Origin of the sequence: Streptomyces gardneri (assembly GCF_006539185.1) — a bacterium.
Classification (GTDB): Bacteria; Actinomycetota; Actinomycetes; order Streptomycetales; family Streptomycetaceae; genus Streptomyces; species Streptomyces gardneri.
Map to the genome: position 1 here is coordinate 1 of NZ_BJMN01000030.1, position 16,193 is coordinate 16,193.

A 16,193-nucleotide genomic window follows, 5' to 3' on the forward strand; every position below is an offset into this window, starting at 1 on the left:
GGCGGCAGTCGGGACCCTGTGCACGGGCGCGTCCTGGCTGCGGGTAGGGTCAGGGGGCAACGTCGGCATCATCTCAGCAGGAGGCCCCCGGGTGGAGGTCCAGGAGACTCGCGTTCAGACCGACCGGGTCCTCACCATCCCCAACATTCTCAGCATGGCGCGTCTTCTCGGCGTGCCGCTGTTTCTGTGGCTCATTCTCCGTCCGGAGTTCGGCGGCCCCAACAGCGACGGATGGGCTCTGCTCGTCCTGATGCTCAGCGGCGTCAGCGACTATCTCGACGGCAAGCTCGCCCGGCGCTGGAACCAGATCAGCAACCTCGGCCGGCTGCTCGACCCGGCCGCCGACCGGTTGTACATCCTCTCCACGCTCGTGGGGCTCACCTGGCGTGAGATCCTGCCGCTGTGGCTGACCGCCGCCCTGTTGGCGCGCGAGGCGATGCTGCTGGTCATGGTGGGAATCCTCCGTCGACACGGCTACCCGCCGCCGCAGGTGAACTTCCTCGGGAAAGCTGCGACATTCAACTTGATGTACGCGTTCCCGTTGCTGCTTCTCAGTGACGGAACGGGCTGGCTCTCGTCACTCGCTGAAGTTTTCGGGTGGGCCTTCGCCGGATGGGGTACAACTCTGTATTGGTGGGCAGGGATCCTCTACGTGGTCCAGGTCCGTCGACTCGTGAAGGCGGATACCGCGGCCGATTGAGCCCGTCCGTCCCGTGCCGAGCAACGTCGCCGGCAGGATCGAGGACGCCGAAGGGCCACCGAGCGGACAGGTGAAGTCGGCAGGACCGTCGTCTCTTCAAGGAGGACGCTTCCGACATGAAGGCCGTCGTGATGGCCGGTGGCGAAGGAACCCGACTTCGCCCCATGACCTCGAGCATGCCCAAGCCCCTTCTGCCGGTAGTAAACCGGCCGATCATGGAGCACGTCCTGCGACTGCTCAAGAGGCACGGTCTCAACGAGACCGTCGTCACCGTGCAGTTTCTCGCCTCCCTCGTCAGGAACTATTTCGGCGACGGCGAAGAGCTCGGGATGGAGCTCACATACGCCAACGAGGAGAAGCCGCTCGGTACAGCGGGCAGTGTGAAGAATGCCGAAGAAGCGTTGAAGGACGACGCTTTTCTCGTCATCTCGGGGGACGCGCTCACAGATTTCGATCTGACCGACCTCATCGCCTTCCACAAAGAGAAGGGCGCACTCGTCACCGTCTGCCTCACCCGGGTCCCGAATCCCCTGGAATTCGGTATCACCATCGTGGACGAGGAAGGGAAAGTCGAGCGGTTCCTGGAGAAACCCACATGGGGCCAGGTCTTCTCGGACACGGTGAACACGGGTATCTACGTGATGGAGCCCGAGGTCTTCGACTACGTCGCAGCTGACACGTCGGTGGACTGGTCGGGCGACGTCTTCCCTCAGCTCATGAAGGAGGGCAAGCCTATCTACGGCTATGTCGCCGAGGGCTACTGGGAGGACGTCGGCACTCACGAGAGCTATGTGAAGGCCCAGGCGGACGTTCTCGAAGGCAAGGTCCAGGTCGACATCGACGGCTTCGAGATCTCACCCGGCGTCTGGGTGGCCGAAGGCGCCGAGGTGCATCCGGACGCCGTGCTGCGCGGGCCGCTCTACATCGGGGACTACGCCAAGGTCGAGGCCGGCGCAGAGATCCGTGAGCACACCGTCATCGGTTCGAACGTGGTGATCAAGAGCGGGGCCTTCCTGCACAAGGCCGTAGTGCACGACAACGTCTACATCGGGCCGCAGAGCAATCTGCGCGGCTGTGTCATCGGCAAGAACACCGACATCATGCGGGCCGCCCGGATCGAGGACGGGGCCGTGATCGGGGACGAGTGCCTCGTCGGTGAAGAATCGATCGTGCAGGGGAACGTCCGGGTCTATCCGTTCAAGACGATCGAGGCCGGCGCCTTCGTCAACACGTCGGTCATCTGGGAGTCCCGGGGGCAGGCGCATCTCTTCGGGGCGCGCGGGGTGTCCGGCATCCTGAACGTGGAGATCACGCCGGAGCTGGCCGTGCGGCTTGCGGGGGCGTACGCGACGACCCTGAAGAAGGGGGCGACGGTCACCACCGCGCGTGACCACTCCCGAGGCGCCCGGGCGCTGAAACGGGCGGTGATCTCGGCCTTGCAGGCCAGCGCCATCGACGTACGGGACCTGGAGAACGTGCCGCTGCCCGTGGCCCGGCAGCAGACCGCGCGGGGGAGTGCCGGCGGGATCATGGTCCGGACCTCGCCCGGTGTGCCGGACTCCGTGGACATCATGTTCTTCGACGAGCGCGGGGCGGACCTCTCGCAGGCCGGGCAGCGGAAGCTCGACCGGGTGTTCGCGCGGCAGGAGTACCGGCGGGCCTTCCCTGGGGAGATCGGTGACCTGTCCTTCCCAGCAAGCGTCTTCGATTCGTACACCGGGTCGCTCTTGCGGAACGTCGACACCACCGGGATCGCGGAGGCGGGACTCAAGGTCGTCGTGGATGCCTCCAACGGAAGCGCCGGGCTCGTGCTGCCCAGCCTTCTCGGGCGGCTCCAGGTGGACTCGCTGACGATCAACCCCGGGCTCGACGAGTCCCGGCCCACCGAGTCGGCCGAGAGCCGGCGGGCCGGGCTCGTACGGCTGGGGGAGATCGTGGCGTCGGCGCGGGCGGCGTTCGGGGTGCGCTTCGACCCCGTGGGAGAAAGGCTCTCGCTCGTCGACGAGCGGGGGCGGATCATCGAGGACGACCGGGCGCTCCTGGTGATGCTGGACCTGGTGGCGGCCGAGCGGCGTTCGGGGCGGGTCGCGCTGCCCGTGACGACCACGAGGATCGCCGAGCAGGTCGCCGCGTACCACGGCACGCAGGTGGAGTGGACGACGACCTCGCCCGACGACCTCACGAGGGTCGGCCGGGAGGAGTCGACGATCTTCGGTGGTGACGGGCGCGGCGGGTTCATCGTGCCCGAGTTCAGCAGCGTCTTCGACGGCGCCGCCGCCTTCGTGCGGCTCATCGGTCTCGTCGCGCGGACCCAGCTCACGCTGAGCCAGATCGACGCGCGGATTCCGCGGGCCCACGTCCTGAAGAAGGACATCGCGACCCCGTGGGCCGTGAAGGGGCTTGTCATGCGTCGGGTGGTGGAGGCGGCGGGCAGCCGGTCCGTCGACACCACCGACGGCGTGCGGGTGGTCGAGGCCGACGGGCGTTGGGTGATGGTGCTGCCCGACCCGGCGGAGGCCGTCACCCATCTGTGGGCGGAAGGCCCCGACGACGCCTCCGCGCAGGCCCTGCTCGACGAGTGGACCGAGGTGGTCGACAGCGCAGGTCGCTGACGGAGCGGGACCGTCAGGCCGGGAGGTGCCCCTGGGGTGCCTCCCGGCCCTTTACGGGGGCCATTCGGTGGTAGGCCGTGCGACGTGCGACGATGTGCGGCATGTCGCAGCAGCCCCCCGTTCGGAGCACCGGATCACCGCCGCCGCGCCCGGACGCGTCGATGTCGCTGCTGAACAACGTGATCGACCACGCGCTCGACGACGGCTACGCGGAGGCTACGGCCCGGCGTGCCGCCGAGGGGAACGATCTGCCCCGTCCCCTGCGCGCCAAGCTCGGCGTCGCGGCGGGCCTCCTGCTCGCCGCCGTAGTGGTGACCGTGGGTGCGGCCGAGGCGCGGATCTCTGCGCCGGTCGTCGCCAAGGAGCGGCAGGACCTGATCGACCGGATCGAGGGGGAGACCTCGGCCGCCGATCGGCTGGAGCGTGACGTCGAGCGGATCCGGTCCGAGGTCGCGCAGAGGCAGCGGCAGGCCCTGGAGCAGCACGGCGGGGACCAGGCCGAGCTCGTCGCCCTGCTCTCAGGTGCGACCCCGGTGCACGGCCCCGGGGTGAAGCTGGTCGTCGACGACGCCAAGGGCACCGACACCGGTGGCGGGGGACCGCGGGAGAGCAGCGGATTCTCCGACACGGGACGGGTCCGCGACCGGGACATGCAGCGGGTCGTCAACGGGCTGTGGGAGTCCGGCGCCGAGGCCGTCTCGATCAACGGTCAGCGTCTGACCTCGCTCTCCGCGATCAGGGCCGCCGGTGACGCCATACTGGTCGACAACAAGCCGCTGGTGCCGCCGTACACCGTCCTCGCGATCGGGGACGGGCAGCGGCTGAGCACAGCGTTCCAGGACAGCGCCGACGGGCAGTATCTGCACGCGCTGGTGGAGAACTTCGGGATCAGGAGCAGCATCTCGGCCGAGGGCGACGTACGCCTGCCGGCCGCGCCGAGCCTGACCGTACGTACAGCAGAGCCGAGGGGGGCCGGGGCGGCGACGCCGTCCGGTCGGGCCACGGCCGACACAGGGAAGGGCACATCGTGATCGCCGTACTGGGCCTGATCGTCGGAGTCGTGGTCGGACTGTTGGTCCGGCCCGAGGTGCCGGCGGTGGTCGAGCCCTATCTTCCGATCGCCGTGGTCGCCGCTCTGGACGCGGTCTTCGGCGGCCTGCGGGCCATGCTCGACGGGATCTTCGTCGACAAGGTCTTCGTGGTGTCGTTCCTCTCGAACGTCGTCGTGGCCGCGCTGATCGTCTTCCTCGGCGACAAGCTGGGCGTGGGCGCGCAGCTGTCGACCGGTGTGGTCGTCGTGCTCGGCATCCGGATCTTCTCCAACGCGGCCGCCATTCGGCGCCACGTGTTCCGGGCGTGAGGCCGATGAGCGAGGACCAGGACCCTCAGATGCCCGAGAACCCTGAGAACGCCAAGAACGCCAAGAACGCCAAGAGTGCCGAGGGCGCCGACAAGTCCGAGAGTCGGCGGGATCCGCAGAGCCCGGAGGGTTCGCAGAGTTCGAAGAGTGCGCAGGAGCCTGAGCGGGCTCGTCCGGGTGAGAGCGCTGAGCAGCCCCGGGGGCCGCAGAGCTCGAAGGGTGTCGAGAGCTCGGGGCAGGGCGACGACCCCGTGGACGCGCCTGTCCCTTCCTCCGCGCCTGTCCCTCCTGCCTCGTCCGTTCCTCCCGTCGCGCCTGTTGCTTCCGGTGGGGGCGAGCCGAGTGGGCGTCGTCGGCTCGCCGCCGCTCTGTGGCCGCCGCGGGTCACGCGGGCCCAACTCATCGTCGCGCTGCTGTTGTTCGTCCTCGGTCTGGGCCTGGCCATCCAGGTCTCCTCGACCAGCGAGAACAGCGCGCTGCGAGGCGCCCGGCAGGAGGACCTGGTGCGGATCCTCGACGAGCTCGACGACCGTACGCAGCGCCTGGAGGACGAGAAGGCGCGTCTGGAGAAGCAGCGCACCGAGCTGGAGTCCAGCTCGGACCAGGCCGAGGAAGCCCGTAAGCAGACCCAGGAGAAGGAGCAGCAGCTCGGGATCCTGGCGGGAACGGTCGCCGCCGAGGGGCCGGGGATCACCCTGACCGTCGGCGATCCCACCGGGGCCGTCGAGTCCGACATGCTGCTCGACGCCATCCAGGAGCTGCGCGCGGCGGGTGCCGAGGCGATCCAGGTCAACGGTGTGCGGGTGGTGGCGGACAGTTATTTCACCGGTAGCGGTGATGACATGCGGATCGATGGAACGAAGGTGGCCGCTCCGTACGTCTTCAAGGTCATCGGCAAGCCGGAGGATCTCGAGCCCGCGCTCAACATCCCCGGCGGTGTCGTGCAGACCCTCGAGAAGGAGCAGGCCACAGCCACGGTGGAGCGGTCGGCGAAGATCGTCGTCGATGCCTTGCGACCCGCGAAGCGGCCTGACTACGCTCAGTCGTCCTCGCAGTGAGACGGGGGACGAGGGGGGTCCCGCGACAAGGGCATGACGTTGCGGGGGGTCGGCGCACCACAACGGTGGTGCGTGGTGGAAACTGTCCGGAGGATACGGACGTTGTGAAGGTGTCCGGGTCGGCAGGTGTGAGGAATTTCGGTTCGTCCTGCCCCACGGGCGGGTCTGTTTCGGTCAAGGGGAATCGCCCGTGAAGTTGTTTGCGAAGTTGTTCGGCAAGAGCGCACGCGAGGACGGCGGCAACGCCAGGCACCGCGCGCCGCGCCATGCCCAGAGCGAGGAGCAGGGCGGCGAGCGCCCGCTCTTCCGCGATGAGGTCGACGGTCAGGGCGGTGACATTTCGGGCGCGCAGGGCGCGTCTTCTGTTGACCCCGCCGGGGCCGGACGCATAGGTTTCGGGGAACCATCAACCTCAAGTACGGGTGGAGGGTTTACCCCCGACCCGTATGCGACACAGACCTCCGCGGGGATGCCGCGGCAGGAGGATGCGTCCATGCCGGTGTGTACGAGGTGCGGTCACCGCAACGCGGCCGACAGCCGCTTCTGCTCCCACTGCGGCACGCCGCTGCGGGGCGGAGTCGCCCCCGAGCGTGCGTCCGAGACGACGTCGACGATCTCCATCTCGGGGCTCGAGGCGTACGACGCGGAGGTCACCGGCCAGAACGCGCTCCCGTCGCTGTCCCCCGAGGCGCTCGCCGCCGTGGAGGCCCTGCCTCTCGGCTCCGCGCTCCTCGTGGTGCGCCGGGGTCCGAACTCCGGCAGCCGGTTCCTGCTCGACGGAGAGCTGACGACGGCCGGCCGTCACCCGCAGAGCGACATCTTCCTGGACGACTTCACCGTCTCCCGGCGCCATGTCGAGTTCCGGCGGGCGCAGGACGGCAGCTTCACCGTCGCCGATGTCGGCAGCCTCAACGGCACGTACGTCAACCGTGAGCCGATCGAGTCGGTCGTGCTGTCCAACGGCGACGAAGTGCAGATCGGCAAGTACCGGCTGGTCTTCTATTCGAGCCAGCGGGGCGTGTGACGCCTCGGAGAAGCCTTCAGGGAAGGTCCATGCTGCGAACACCGACGGGCGGTGCCGGATCCGGCACCGCCACCGCGGGCGACCGGCTGGTGAGCATCGGCACGGTGCTGAACCAGCTGCGCGACGAATTTCCCGAAGTGACGATCTCCAAGATCCGGTTCCTGGAGGCCGAGGGGCTCGTGGAGCCCCGGCGGACGGCGTCCGGGTACCGGAAGTTCAGCCCGCAGGACGTGGAGCGGCTCGCTCAGATCCTGCGGATGCAGCGGGACCACTATCTTCCGCTGAAGGTCATCCGTGAGCATCTCGACGCTCTCGCCCGGGGCGAGCAGGTCAGCCTTCCCGCGCCCGGGCGCCGGGGGGAGCTGCTCGACGGACCCTGGGAACAGGACGGGGAGCGGCCCACCGCCGCACGGATCGGCCGGGCCGAGCTGCTCGCCGCCGCGGAGGTGACCGAGGCCGAGCTCGCCGAGTGGGAGGCCTTCGGTCTCCTCGCCGAGGTACGGGGCGGCGGCTACGACGCGGAGGCCGTCACCGTCGCCAGACTTGTCGCGGATCTGGGGAGATTCGGTCTCGAACCCCGGCATCTGCGCGGCGTCAAGGCGGCCGCCGACCGTGAGGCCGGGCTCCTCGAGCAGATGGTCGCGCCCCTGCGCCGGCACCGTAATCCGCAGACCAGAGCGCATGCCGAGGCCACCGCGAAGGAGCTCGCCGAGCTCTCCGTGAGGCTCCACGCGGCCTTCGTACAGACGGCTCTGGGCATCCGGCTCCAGTGATCTTGGACGGGCCCGACTATCCAAACCGGTCGGGCACGTCCTAGGGTTGCTGTGTGAACGAGCTCGACGTTGTGGGTGTCCGGGTGGAAATGCCCTCCAACCAGCCGATCGTGCTCCTGCGGGAAGTGGGAGGCGATCGGTACCTCCCCATCTGGATCGGACCGGGTGAGGCGACCGCGATCGCCTTCGCCCAGCAGGGGATGGCCCCTCCGCGGCCGCTGACGCACGACCTGTTCAAGGACGTGCTGGAGGCCGTGGGGCAGGAGCTCACCGAGGTCCGCATCACGGACCTGCGTGACGGGGTCTTCTACGCCGAGCTGGTCTTCGCCAGCGGCGTCGAGGTGAGCGCCCGGCCGTCCGACGCGATAGCACTCGCCCTGCGCACCGGAACGCCGATCTACGGCAGTGACGGTGTGCTGGACGACGCGGGTATCGCGATTCCGGACGAGCAGGAGGACGAGGTGGAGAAGTTCCGCGAGTTTCTCGACCAGATCTCACCGGAGGACTTCGGGACCAACAGTCAGTGAGACGTGCGGCCGGAGGCCGCTTGCGAGGCCGGTCGTGCGGGCCGTTCGCGGGGTGCCGTCAGAGCATTCGAGTAGCCTTTCCCCGGGGAGAGACACGGCAAACCACTCTCAGGGTGATTATCACTCGGCGTGCCGAGTGTGGCGATCGTTGACGCACCCCGAGTGACTGCCTACCTTCGTGTGGGCAGGTCAAGGACGGAGGGTCGGCGTGATGAGCAGCGCGGACGGTACGGCAGGGAGCTCGCTCGGACGCGTGTCCGGGGAGTCCGGTCCGTATCCGCTTCACGGCAGTGTGGGCGACTTCGGAGCGGACGCGAGTACGGGCCCGGCGGGTGACGTGATCGGCTACCGCGGCCCTACGGCCTGCGCAGCCGCCGGCATCACCTATCGCCAGCTGGACTACTGGGCACGCACCGGGCTCGTGGAGCCGAGCGTGCGGCCCGCGTACGGGTCGGGGACGCAGCGGCTCTACAGCTTCCGCGACGTCGTCGTCCTGAAGATCGTCAAGCGCTTCCTCGACACCGGGGTGGCCCTGCAGAACATCCGGGCGGCGGTGCAGCACCTGCGTGCCCGGGGCTTCCGCGATCTGGAGCGGATGACGCTCATGAGCGACGGAGCCACCGTCTACGAGTGCTCCTCGCCCGACGAGGTCGTCGACCTCCTCCAGGGCGGCCAGGGCGTCTTCGGGATCGCCGTCGGGGTCGTCTGGCGGGACGTGGAGGCGGCGCTCTCGCAGCTGCACGGGGAGCGGGTCGACACCGGCGAGACGCTCGTCGGGCACAACCCGGGGGACGAGCTGGCGAGGCGGCGGCGGGACAAGGCGGTCTGAGGGGTCCGAAGAGGTCCGAGGGGGTGCGCTCCTGTGGGGGCGCAGCTCTGAAGGGTGGCCCGTCCTGTGGCTCTGAAGGGCGGCCGGCCCTGTGACCGGTAGTCCTGGCTCGGGGGAGTGGTCGATTCCGCTGCCGGTGTTTCCGCGGCTCCTCGGGTGGCCGGCGTCCCGTTGTCAGTGGCATGGGGCAGCATCGGAAGTGTGAGAGCCGCGCCGACGATCCTGCATCTCGACATGGATGCGTTCTTCGCCGCCGCCGAGCAGGCGGCGAAGCCCAGCCTGCGCGGAAAACCCGTGGTCGTCGGCGGTCTCGGGCCACGCGGAGTGGTCGCCACCGCCTCGTACGAGGCCCGTCGCTTCGGAGTGCACTCGGCCATGCCGATGGGCCAGGCGCGGCGGCTCGCGCCGAACGCCGCGTATCTCGTCCCGCGCTTCGCCTTCTACCGGTCGATCAGCGAACAGGTCATGGAGCTGCTCGGTCGGCTCTCGCCGCTCGTGGAGCCGCTCAGCCTCGACGAGGCCTTCGTGGACCTGGAGGCGGGGGGCCTCGCCGACGACAGCGCGGGAGCGCTGGTCGTCGGGGAGCGGCTGCGGGCCGACATCCTGGCGACGACGGGACTGACGGGGTCCGTGGGGCTCGCGGGATCCAAGATGATCGCGAAGATCGCCTCCGAGGAGGCCAAGCCGGACGGGCTCGTACTCATCGAGCCGGGGACGGAGAGGGAGCTCCTCGGGCCCCGGTCGGTGCGGATCCTGCCCGGGGTCGGGCCGGCGACCGGGGAGCATCTGCGGCGTGCTGGGATGACCACGGTGTCCGACCTGGCCGAGGCGGGCGAGGACGAGCTCGTACGACTCCTTGGACGGGCGCACGGGGCCTCGCTGTACCGGATGGCCCAGGGGTACGACGATCGGGCCGTGGTGGCCGAGCGGGACGCCAAATCGGTATCGGTCGAGGACACCTTCGACGTCGACCTGCACGACCGCGTGCGGATCCGGACCGAGGTGGAGCGGCTCGCCGATCGTTGTGTGGCGCGGTTGCGGGCCTCGGGGCACTCGGGACGGACGATCGTCCTCAAGGTGCGGCGGTACGACTTCTCGACGCTGACCCGGTCCGACACCCTGCGGGGGCCGACGGACGACCCGGTGGTCGTGCGGGAGGCCGCGGGGCGGCTCCTGGAGGCCGTCGACACGACCGGAGGCGTCCGGCTGCTCGGGGTGGGGGTGAGCGGGCTCGCGGACTACACGCAGGAGGACCTGTTCGCTCAGGCGGAGGAGGAACGGGCGGCGGTCGCGATTGCGGAGGCGGGGGCGGGGGCCGGGGCGGACGCGGTGGAGGCGGTGGGGGGTGGTGCCGGTGGCGGTGTCGCCGGTGTTTCGGGCGAACCCGAGTCCGCCGGCGTCGTCGCCGTCGAGCGGCGGTGGGCGCCGGGGCACGACGTGTGGCACGCGGTGCACGGGGCGGGATGGGTGCAAGGGAGCGGCGTCGGGCGGGTCACGGTGCGGTTCGAGGACCCGTGGTCGGCGCCTGGGCGGGTGCGGACGTTCTCGGTGGACGATCCGGAGCTGGAGCCCTCGGAGCCGTTGCCGTTGGTGCGGGGGGAGTGCGGGGCGGAGGCGTGACGGGGCCGAGGACTGGTGCGGAGCGGTGGGGGTGCGCCCGGCCTGCGGCCGGGCTGGGGTTCCCACCCGCACCGCCCGTGCGGCTGGGTGGGCATTGGTGCGGGTTTTCCGGTGGGGGTGCCGCGCCGTCGGCGGCTGCGGGCGCGGGACGGTTCTCGGCCCGCCTGGCCTGTTGGCCCCCTGACCCGCCTGGCCTGCCTGCCTGCCCTGCCTGGCCCGCTCGGCCCGCCTGCCCCGTCGGACCGTCCGGCCCGCCTGCCCCGTCGGACCGTCCGGACCGTCCGGCCCGTCCGGCCCGTCGGCCCGGGAGGGCCGGGTGGCCCGGGCCCGACGGGCCCGGGGGCTGTATGTGGTGGTGAGGGTGGGGTTCCCGCCCGCACCGCCTGTGGGGGTGGGTGGGCAGGGGTGTGGTTTCCCGTGGGGGCTGCGGTGGCTGTGGGCGGGGGAGAGTGCCCGGTTTGGGGGTCAGGGGTGGCTGTGGTGGGAGCCGGCGGCGTTCTGGTGGGGCTGTGGGTGTGGTGTTTCAGGGGCCCTCTTGGCCTGCCAGGTGGCCGAAGTCGGTGTCCTGGGGGGTTTGGGGCGAGGGGGGCAGCGTGAGGCTGTAGTGGCGGTAGAGCTGGAGTTCCTGTTCCGGGGAGAGGTGGCGGCCCACGCCGAAGTCCGGGGCGTCCTTGATGAGTGCGCGTTCGAAGGGGATGTGCAGGCCGTCTTCGAGCAGGTCGCTCGGCTCCAGGGGGACGAAGGCGTCCCGGCTGAACAGGCCGGTGCGGACCGCGGCCCATTCCGGGATGCCGGTCGCGTCGTCCAGGTACACCTCGTCAACGGTTCCGATCTTGTGTCCGTTCCGGTCGAACGCCTTGCGGCCGATCAGGCTGCGCGGATCGATGTCGGTCTGCACGGTCCCTCCAACTGGTCGCAACTGCTCTACACCTCTACGAAAGTGCACAAGTGGGATGTCGGCCACTTGAGCGATGGGAGTCGTAACCGCGCTGGTAGGCTGGCTGTGGCTGTCGACCCTGTGCGGGAGAGTCCCCCGGAGAAACCTTTCGGAGGGCGCCGAAGGAGCAAATCCTCCCCGGAATCTCTCAGGCCCACGTACCGCACAGACGAGGTCACTCTGGAAAGCAGAGCGGTGTCCGACGGCATGCGCTCTCACCGACGGTGAAAGCCGGCGTGCCGCAAGGTGTGCCGGTGAAACTCTCAGGTTGAGATGACAGAGGGGGAGGCCGTCCGGGTACCCGCGCCGTGGTGCCCCTCGCAGGTCGTGACGACCAGGAGGCCTCCGTACATGACCGCCAACCGCATTCCGCTCTCCGAGCTCGAGCAGGGCATCCCGTTCGAGCAGCGGCACATCGGGCCCGACGCCGAGGCGCGCGCCAAGATGCTCGCCCAGGTCGGCTACGGCTCGCTCGACGAGCTCACGGCCGCCGCGGTGCCGGACGTGATCAAGAACGCCGAGGCGCTGGGCCTGCCGGCCGCGCGCACCGAGGCCGAGGTACTCGCCGAGCTGCGCACGCTCGCCGACCGCAACCAGGTCCTCGCCCCGATGATCGGCCTCGGGTACTACGGGACCTTCACCCCGCCGGTCATTCTTCGCAACGTCATGGAGAACCCGGCCTGGTACACCGCTTACACGCCGTACCAGCCCGAGATCTCGCAGGGGCGCCTTGAGGCGCTGCTCAACTTCCAGACCATGGTCGCCGACCTGACCGGGCTGCCCACCTCCGGTGCCTCCCTGCTCGACGAGGGCACCGCCGCCGCCGAGGCCATGGCGCTCGCCCGGCGCGTCGGCAAGGTCAAGAACGGCGTCTTCCTCATCGACGCCGACGCCCTGCCGCAGACGATCGCCGTCATCGAGACCCGCGCCGAGCCGACCGGTGTCGAGGTCGTCGTCGCCGATCTGAGCGAGGGCATTCCCGCCGAGGTCGCCGAGCGCGGTGTCTTCGGTGTGCTCCTCCAGTACCCGGGTGCCTCCGGTGCCGTCCGCGACATCAAGCCGCTGATCGACGCCGCCCACGAGCTCGGCGCGATCGTCACCGTCGCCGCCGACCTGCTCGCGCTGACCCTGCTCACCTCGCCCGGCGAGCTGGGCGCGGACATCGCCGTCGGTACGACGCAGCGCTTCGGTGTGCCCATGGGCTTCGGTGGCCCGCACGCCGGTTACATGGCCGTCCAGGACAAGCACGCCCGCTCCCTGCCCGGCCGCCTGGTGGGGGTGTCCGTCGACGCCGACGGCAACCGCGCGTACCGCCTGGCGCTCCAGACCCGCGAGCAGCACATCCGCCGCGAGAAGGCCACCAGCAACATCTGCACGGCCCAGGTGCTGCTCGCCGTCATGGCCGGTATGTACGCCGTCTACCACGGTCCGGACGGGCTGAAGGGCATCGCGCTCCGCACCCACCGGTACGCCACGATCCTCGCCGCGGGTCTCACCGCCGGCGGCGCCGACGTCGTGCACGGCTCGTACTTCGACACCCTCACCGTCCGGGTGCCCGGCAAGGCCGACGAGGTCGTCGCCGCCGCCCGCGAGGCCGGCGTGAACCTCTACCGTGTCGACGCCGACCTCGTCTCGGTCTCCTGTGACGAGACCACCGGGCGCGAGCAGATCGCCGCCGTCTGGGGCGCCTTCGGTGTCGAGGGCGACATCGAGGCCCTGGACGCCGCCGCCGAGGACACGCTGCCCAGCGGGCTGCTGCGCTCCGACCCGTACCTGACCCACCCGGTCTTCCACGCCCACCGCTCCGAGACGTCGATGCTGCGCTACCTGCGCAAGCTCGCCGACCGCGACTACGCGCTCGACCGCGGCATGATCCCGCTCGGCTCCTGCACGATGAAGCTGAACGCGACGACCGAGATGGAGCCGGTGACCTGGCCCGAGTTCGGCCAGATCCACCCCTTCGCCCCGATCGACCAGGCGCAGGGCTACGTCACGCTCATCACCGAGCTGGAGGAGCGCCTCGCCGAGGTCACCGGCTACGACAAGGTGTCGATCCAGCCCAACGCCGGATCGCAGGGCGAGCTGGCCGGTCTGCTGGCCGTCCGCGCCTACCACCGCGCCAACGGCGACCTGCAGCGCACCGTCTGCCTCATCCCGTCCTCCGCGCACGGCACCAACGCCGCCTCCGCGGTGATGGCCGGCATGAAGGTCGTCGTCGTCAAGACCGCCGACGACGGCGAGGTCGACGTCGTGGACCTGCGCGCCAAGATCGAGCAGTACCGCGACGAGCTGTCCGTGCTGATGATCACCTACCCGTCCACGCACGGTGTCTTCGAGGAACACGTCGCCGACATCTGCGCCGAGGTCCACGAGGCCGGCGGCCAGGTGTACGTCGACGGCGCCAACCTCAACGCGCTGGTCGGTCTCGCCAAGCCGGGCAAGTTCGGCGGCGACGTCTCGCACCTGAACCTGCACAAGACCTTCTGCATCCCGCACGGCGGCGGCGGCCCGGGCGTCGGCCCGGTCGGCGTCCGCGCGCACCTCGCGCCGTACCTGCCGAACCACCCGCTGCAGCCGACGGCCGGTCCGGAGACGGGCGTCGGCCCGATCTCGGCCGCCCCGTGGGGCTCCGCCGGCATCCTGCCGATCTCCTGGTCGTACGTGCGCCTCATGGGCGGCGAGGGCCTCAAGCGCGCGACGCAGGTCGCCGTGCTCGCGGCGAACTACATCGCCAAGCGCCTGGAGCCGCACTTCCCGGTGCTCTACACCGGTCCGGCCGGTCTGGTCGCCCACGAGTGCATCGTGGACCTGCGTCCGATCTCGAAGGAGACGGGCGTGACGGTCGACGACATCGCCAAGCGTCTGATCGACTACGGCTTCCACGCGCCGACGATGTCCTTCCCGGTGGCCGGCACGCTGATGATCGAGCCCACCGAGTCCGAGGACATCACCGAGCTCGACCGCTTCTGCGACACGATGATCGCGATCCGCGCCGAGATCGAGAAGGTCGGCTCGGGCCAGTGGCCCGCCGACGACAACCCGCTGCACAACGCCCCGCACACCGCGGCCGCGCTGGGTGGCGAGTGGAACCACGCCTACACCCGTGACGAGGCGGTCTTCCCGGCCGGCGTCTCGGCCGCCGACAAGTACTGGCCGCCGGTCCGCCGCATCGACGGCGCCTTCGGCGACCGCAACCTGGTCTGCTCCTGCCCGCCGATGGACGAGTACGACAACTGAGCACGGGCCGAGGGCCGGTTCGGAGGATCCTCCTCCGGGCCGGCCCTCGGCGTTTCTCTCCCTCGTACGGTGTTTCCTCGCACGCTCAGGCGGCGGTCGTCACCTGTCCCGCCGTCAGCGGCCGGTGCGGGGCGATGATCTGCCCGTCCGGCAGCAGTTCACCGGTGTCCTCGAAGAGCAGGACGCCGTTGCACAGCAGGCTCCAGCCCTGTTCCGGATGGTGTGCCATCAGGCGGGCCGCCTCCCGGTCGTTGGAGTCGGCGGTGGGACAGGCAGGCTGGTGCTGGCACATGGGTGGGTTCTTTCGCTGCGTCGTGGTGGATGTCCTGCGGCTCTTCGCGCTCATCGCCGCCCCCGTCGGTCGGTTCGGTTCCGGTCCCAGTCTTGCTCTACGGACGGTCTTCCGCAGGTATTTCGCGGCAGCTCGTCCTCTCCGGGGAAGACGCATCACCCGCAGGGGCGGTTCAGGTCAAGTGCACGGTCCCTTCGGGTGGTTCGGAGTGGCCCGAGCGGGCTAGTCCGTACGGGAGGGCTGTTCGGGAACGCCGTTCGGGCGTGGCCGTCGGACAGCAGTACGCCCCGTGACCCGGTCGGGTCACGGGGCACGACACCCCCTTGGCAGGGTGGATCAGGCGGGCGCCGCCGAGCCCAGGAGGGGCGGCGGCGCGAGACGCGTACTGAGCACGGGCAGGAGGTCGGCGACCTGGTAGGGCCGGTGGGCCGCGATCCCCGGCGGCGCGGGGGCCAGGGGTACCAGAAGGTCGGCCGCGGCCGGGGCGTCGGTCGTGCCGTCCGCCTCCGGTTCGGCGTGCAGCCAGAGCGTCAGCATGTAGAGCTCGGGTACGGAGAGCAGCCGGGGCTGGTAAAGGGTGGGCAGCGCCTCGGCCTGGAGCAGGGCCCGCTCCGTCGCGGTGACGTACGGCCCCTCGAAGAAGTGCGAGAACGTCCAGCCGTCCGGGGTGAGCATGGTGTCCGCGGCGGCGATCGCCCGCTCGCCGTTCCGGATCAGGAACCGCCAGCCGGCGAGCCGGGTGCGGGGCGACCGTCCTGGTGTTCCCGTGACGCCGAGGACGTGTACGGGCAACGGGAGTTCGGGGCTCAGCGGTCCCTGCGCAGCCCGCAGGGCGGGCGTTCGGGCCTCGTGGACGGCGGTCGGTGAGCCGAGGGCCGTGAGGACACTGCGGAGGGCCGGCGCAGGGGCCGGGGAGGGTCGGAGCATGGTGGGTCGCCTCTCACTCAGGAGACACGGTGATGCGTGGGCAGGTACGACGGCGCTGTCAGCGGCGCGGCCAGAGAGGGGCCATGGGGTCATGGGTCCATGACCGGGCACCAACACTCTGCCTCGTCCGCGGAGTTTATACGACACGTGTTCACAGAGTGTTTCCGCTAGACGTCGCCGATATTCCTGGCAAGGCCTCATCAGGCCTTATTTCATGGGCTGTTCAAGCGGAATCATGACGGCCGGGCGGCGCCCACCTGCGTAGTCCTCGCCGGGTCGGACGGCTGAATTCTGATC

The 16,193-nt window shown here is 70.0% G+C and carries 14 protein-coding genes and 1 riboswitch; of the genes, 11 read left to right on the plus strand and 3 right to left on the minus strand.

What is annotated here, in order from left to right; genetic code table 11:
* Nucleotides 1-91: 91 nt before the first annotated feature.
* The 10 genes from clsA to SGA01_RS22850 all read left to right on the plus strand — a co-directional run bounded on the left by clsA (nt 92) and on the right by SGA01_RS22850 (nt 10,503).
* Nucleotides 92-700: a cardiolipin synthase ClsA gene (clsA, locus tag SGA01_RS22805; protein ID WP_024756906.1), complete on the plus strand. Its 609-nt coding sequence runs from the start codon at nt 92-94 to the stop codon at nt 698-700.
* Nucleotides 701-816: 116 nt separating this feature from the next.
* Nucleotides 817-3,312, plus strand: coding sequence for a mannose-1-phosphate guanyltransferase (locus SGA01_RS22810; RefSeq protein WP_141298283.1), 2,496 nt, complete (start codon nt 817-819; stop codon nt 3,310-3,312).
* A 101-nt stretch (nt 3,313-3,413) separates the two neighbouring features.
* On the plus strand, nt 3,414-4,343 hold the full coding sequence (locus SGA01_RS22815) for a DUF881 domain-containing protein (protein ID WP_141298284.1): 930 nt from the start codon (nt 3,414-3,416) through the stop codon (nt 4,341-4,343).
* The gene (locus SGA01_RS22820) at nt 4,340-4,672 is read left to right on the plus strand and encodes a small basic family protein (protein ID WP_015032176.1); all 333 of its coding nucleotides are present in this window, start codon (nt 4,340-4,342) and stop codon (nt 4,670-4,672) included. The genes SGA01_RS22815 and SGA01_RS22820 overlap by 4 nt, the downstream gene beginning before the upstream one ends.
* Before the next feature lie 29 nt (nt 4,673-4,701).
* Entirely contained in the window at nt 4,702-5,730 is a 1,029-nt protein-coding gene (locus SGA01_RS22825) for a DUF881 domain-containing protein (protein ID WP_308699069.1), read from the plus strand.
* Between the two features lie 82 nt (nt 5,731-5,812).
* A complete protein-coding gene (locus SGA01_RS22830) occupies nt 5,813-6,754 on the plus strand; it encodes an FHA domain-containing protein (protein ID WP_190133545.1) in 942 nt (313 codons plus the stop codon).
* Nucleotides 6,755-6,783: 29 nt separating this feature from the next.
* A complete protein-coding gene (ftsR, locus tag SGA01_RS22835) occupies nt 6,784-7,527 on the plus strand; it encodes a transcriptional regulator FtsR (protein WP_141298286.1) in 744 nt (247 codons plus the stop codon).
* 53 nt (nt 7,528-7,580) lie between these two features.
* The gene (locus tag SGA01_RS22840; RefSeq protein WP_015032172.1) at nt 7,581-8,054 is read left to right on the plus strand and encodes a bifunctional nuclease family protein; all 474 of its coding nucleotides are present in this window, start codon (nt 7,581-7,583) and stop codon (nt 8,052-8,054) included.
* A 211-nt stretch (nt 8,055-8,265) separates the two neighbouring features.
* On the plus strand, nt 8,266-8,883 hold the full coding sequence (locus SGA01_RS22845) for a MerR family transcriptional regulator (RefSeq protein WP_174867433.1): 618 nt from the start codon (nt 8,266-8,268) through the stop codon (nt 8,881-8,883).
* A gap of 201 nt (nt 8,884-9,084) precedes the next feature.
* A complete protein-coding gene (locus tag SGA01_RS22850) occupies nt 9,085-10,503 on the plus strand; it encodes a DNA polymerase IV (protein WP_141298287.1) in 1,419 nt (472 codons plus the stop codon).
* A gap of 523 nt (nt 10,504-11,026) precedes the next feature.
* Here SGA01_RS22850 and SGA01_RS22855 read toward each other — a convergent pair.
* The gene (locus tag SGA01_RS22855) at nt 11,027-11,401 is read right to left on the minus strand and encodes a PRC-barrel domain-containing protein (RefSeq protein WP_055644664.1); all 375 of its coding nucleotides are present in this window, start codon (nt 11,399-11,401) and stop codon (nt 11,027-11,029) included.
* 113 nt (nt 11,402-11,514) lie between these two features.
* Nucleotides 11,515-11,614: riboswitch (glycine riboswitch) on the plus strand.
* A 177-nt stretch (nt 11,615-11,791) separates the two neighbouring features.
* Here SGA01_RS22855 and gcvP point away from each other — a divergent pair.
* Complete coding sequence (gene gcvP / locus SGA01_RS22860) at nt 11,792-14,677, plus strand: aminomethyl-transferring glycine dehydrogenase (protein ID WP_141298288.1); 2,886 nt, start codon at nt 11,792-11,794, stop codon at nt 14,675-14,677.
* Nucleotides 14,678-14,762: 85 nt separating this feature from the next.
* Here the strand turns inward: gcvP and SGA01_RS22865 are convergent, their stop codons facing one another.
* Both SGA01_RS22865 and SGA01_RS22870 read right to left on the minus strand, forming a co-directional pair.
* On the minus strand, nt 14,763-14,969 hold the full coding sequence (locus SGA01_RS22865) for a DUF5999 family protein (RefSeq protein ID WP_024756896.1): 207 nt from the start codon (nt 14,967-14,969) through the stop codon (nt 14,763-14,765).
* A 336-nt stretch (nt 14,970-15,305) separates the two neighbouring features.
* On the minus strand, nt 15,306-15,896 hold the full coding sequence (locus tag SGA01_RS22870; protein WP_141298289.1) for a hypothetical protein: 591 nt from the start codon (nt 15,894-15,896) through the stop codon (nt 15,306-15,308).
* Between the last annotated feature and the right edge of the window lie 297 nt (nt 15,897-16,193).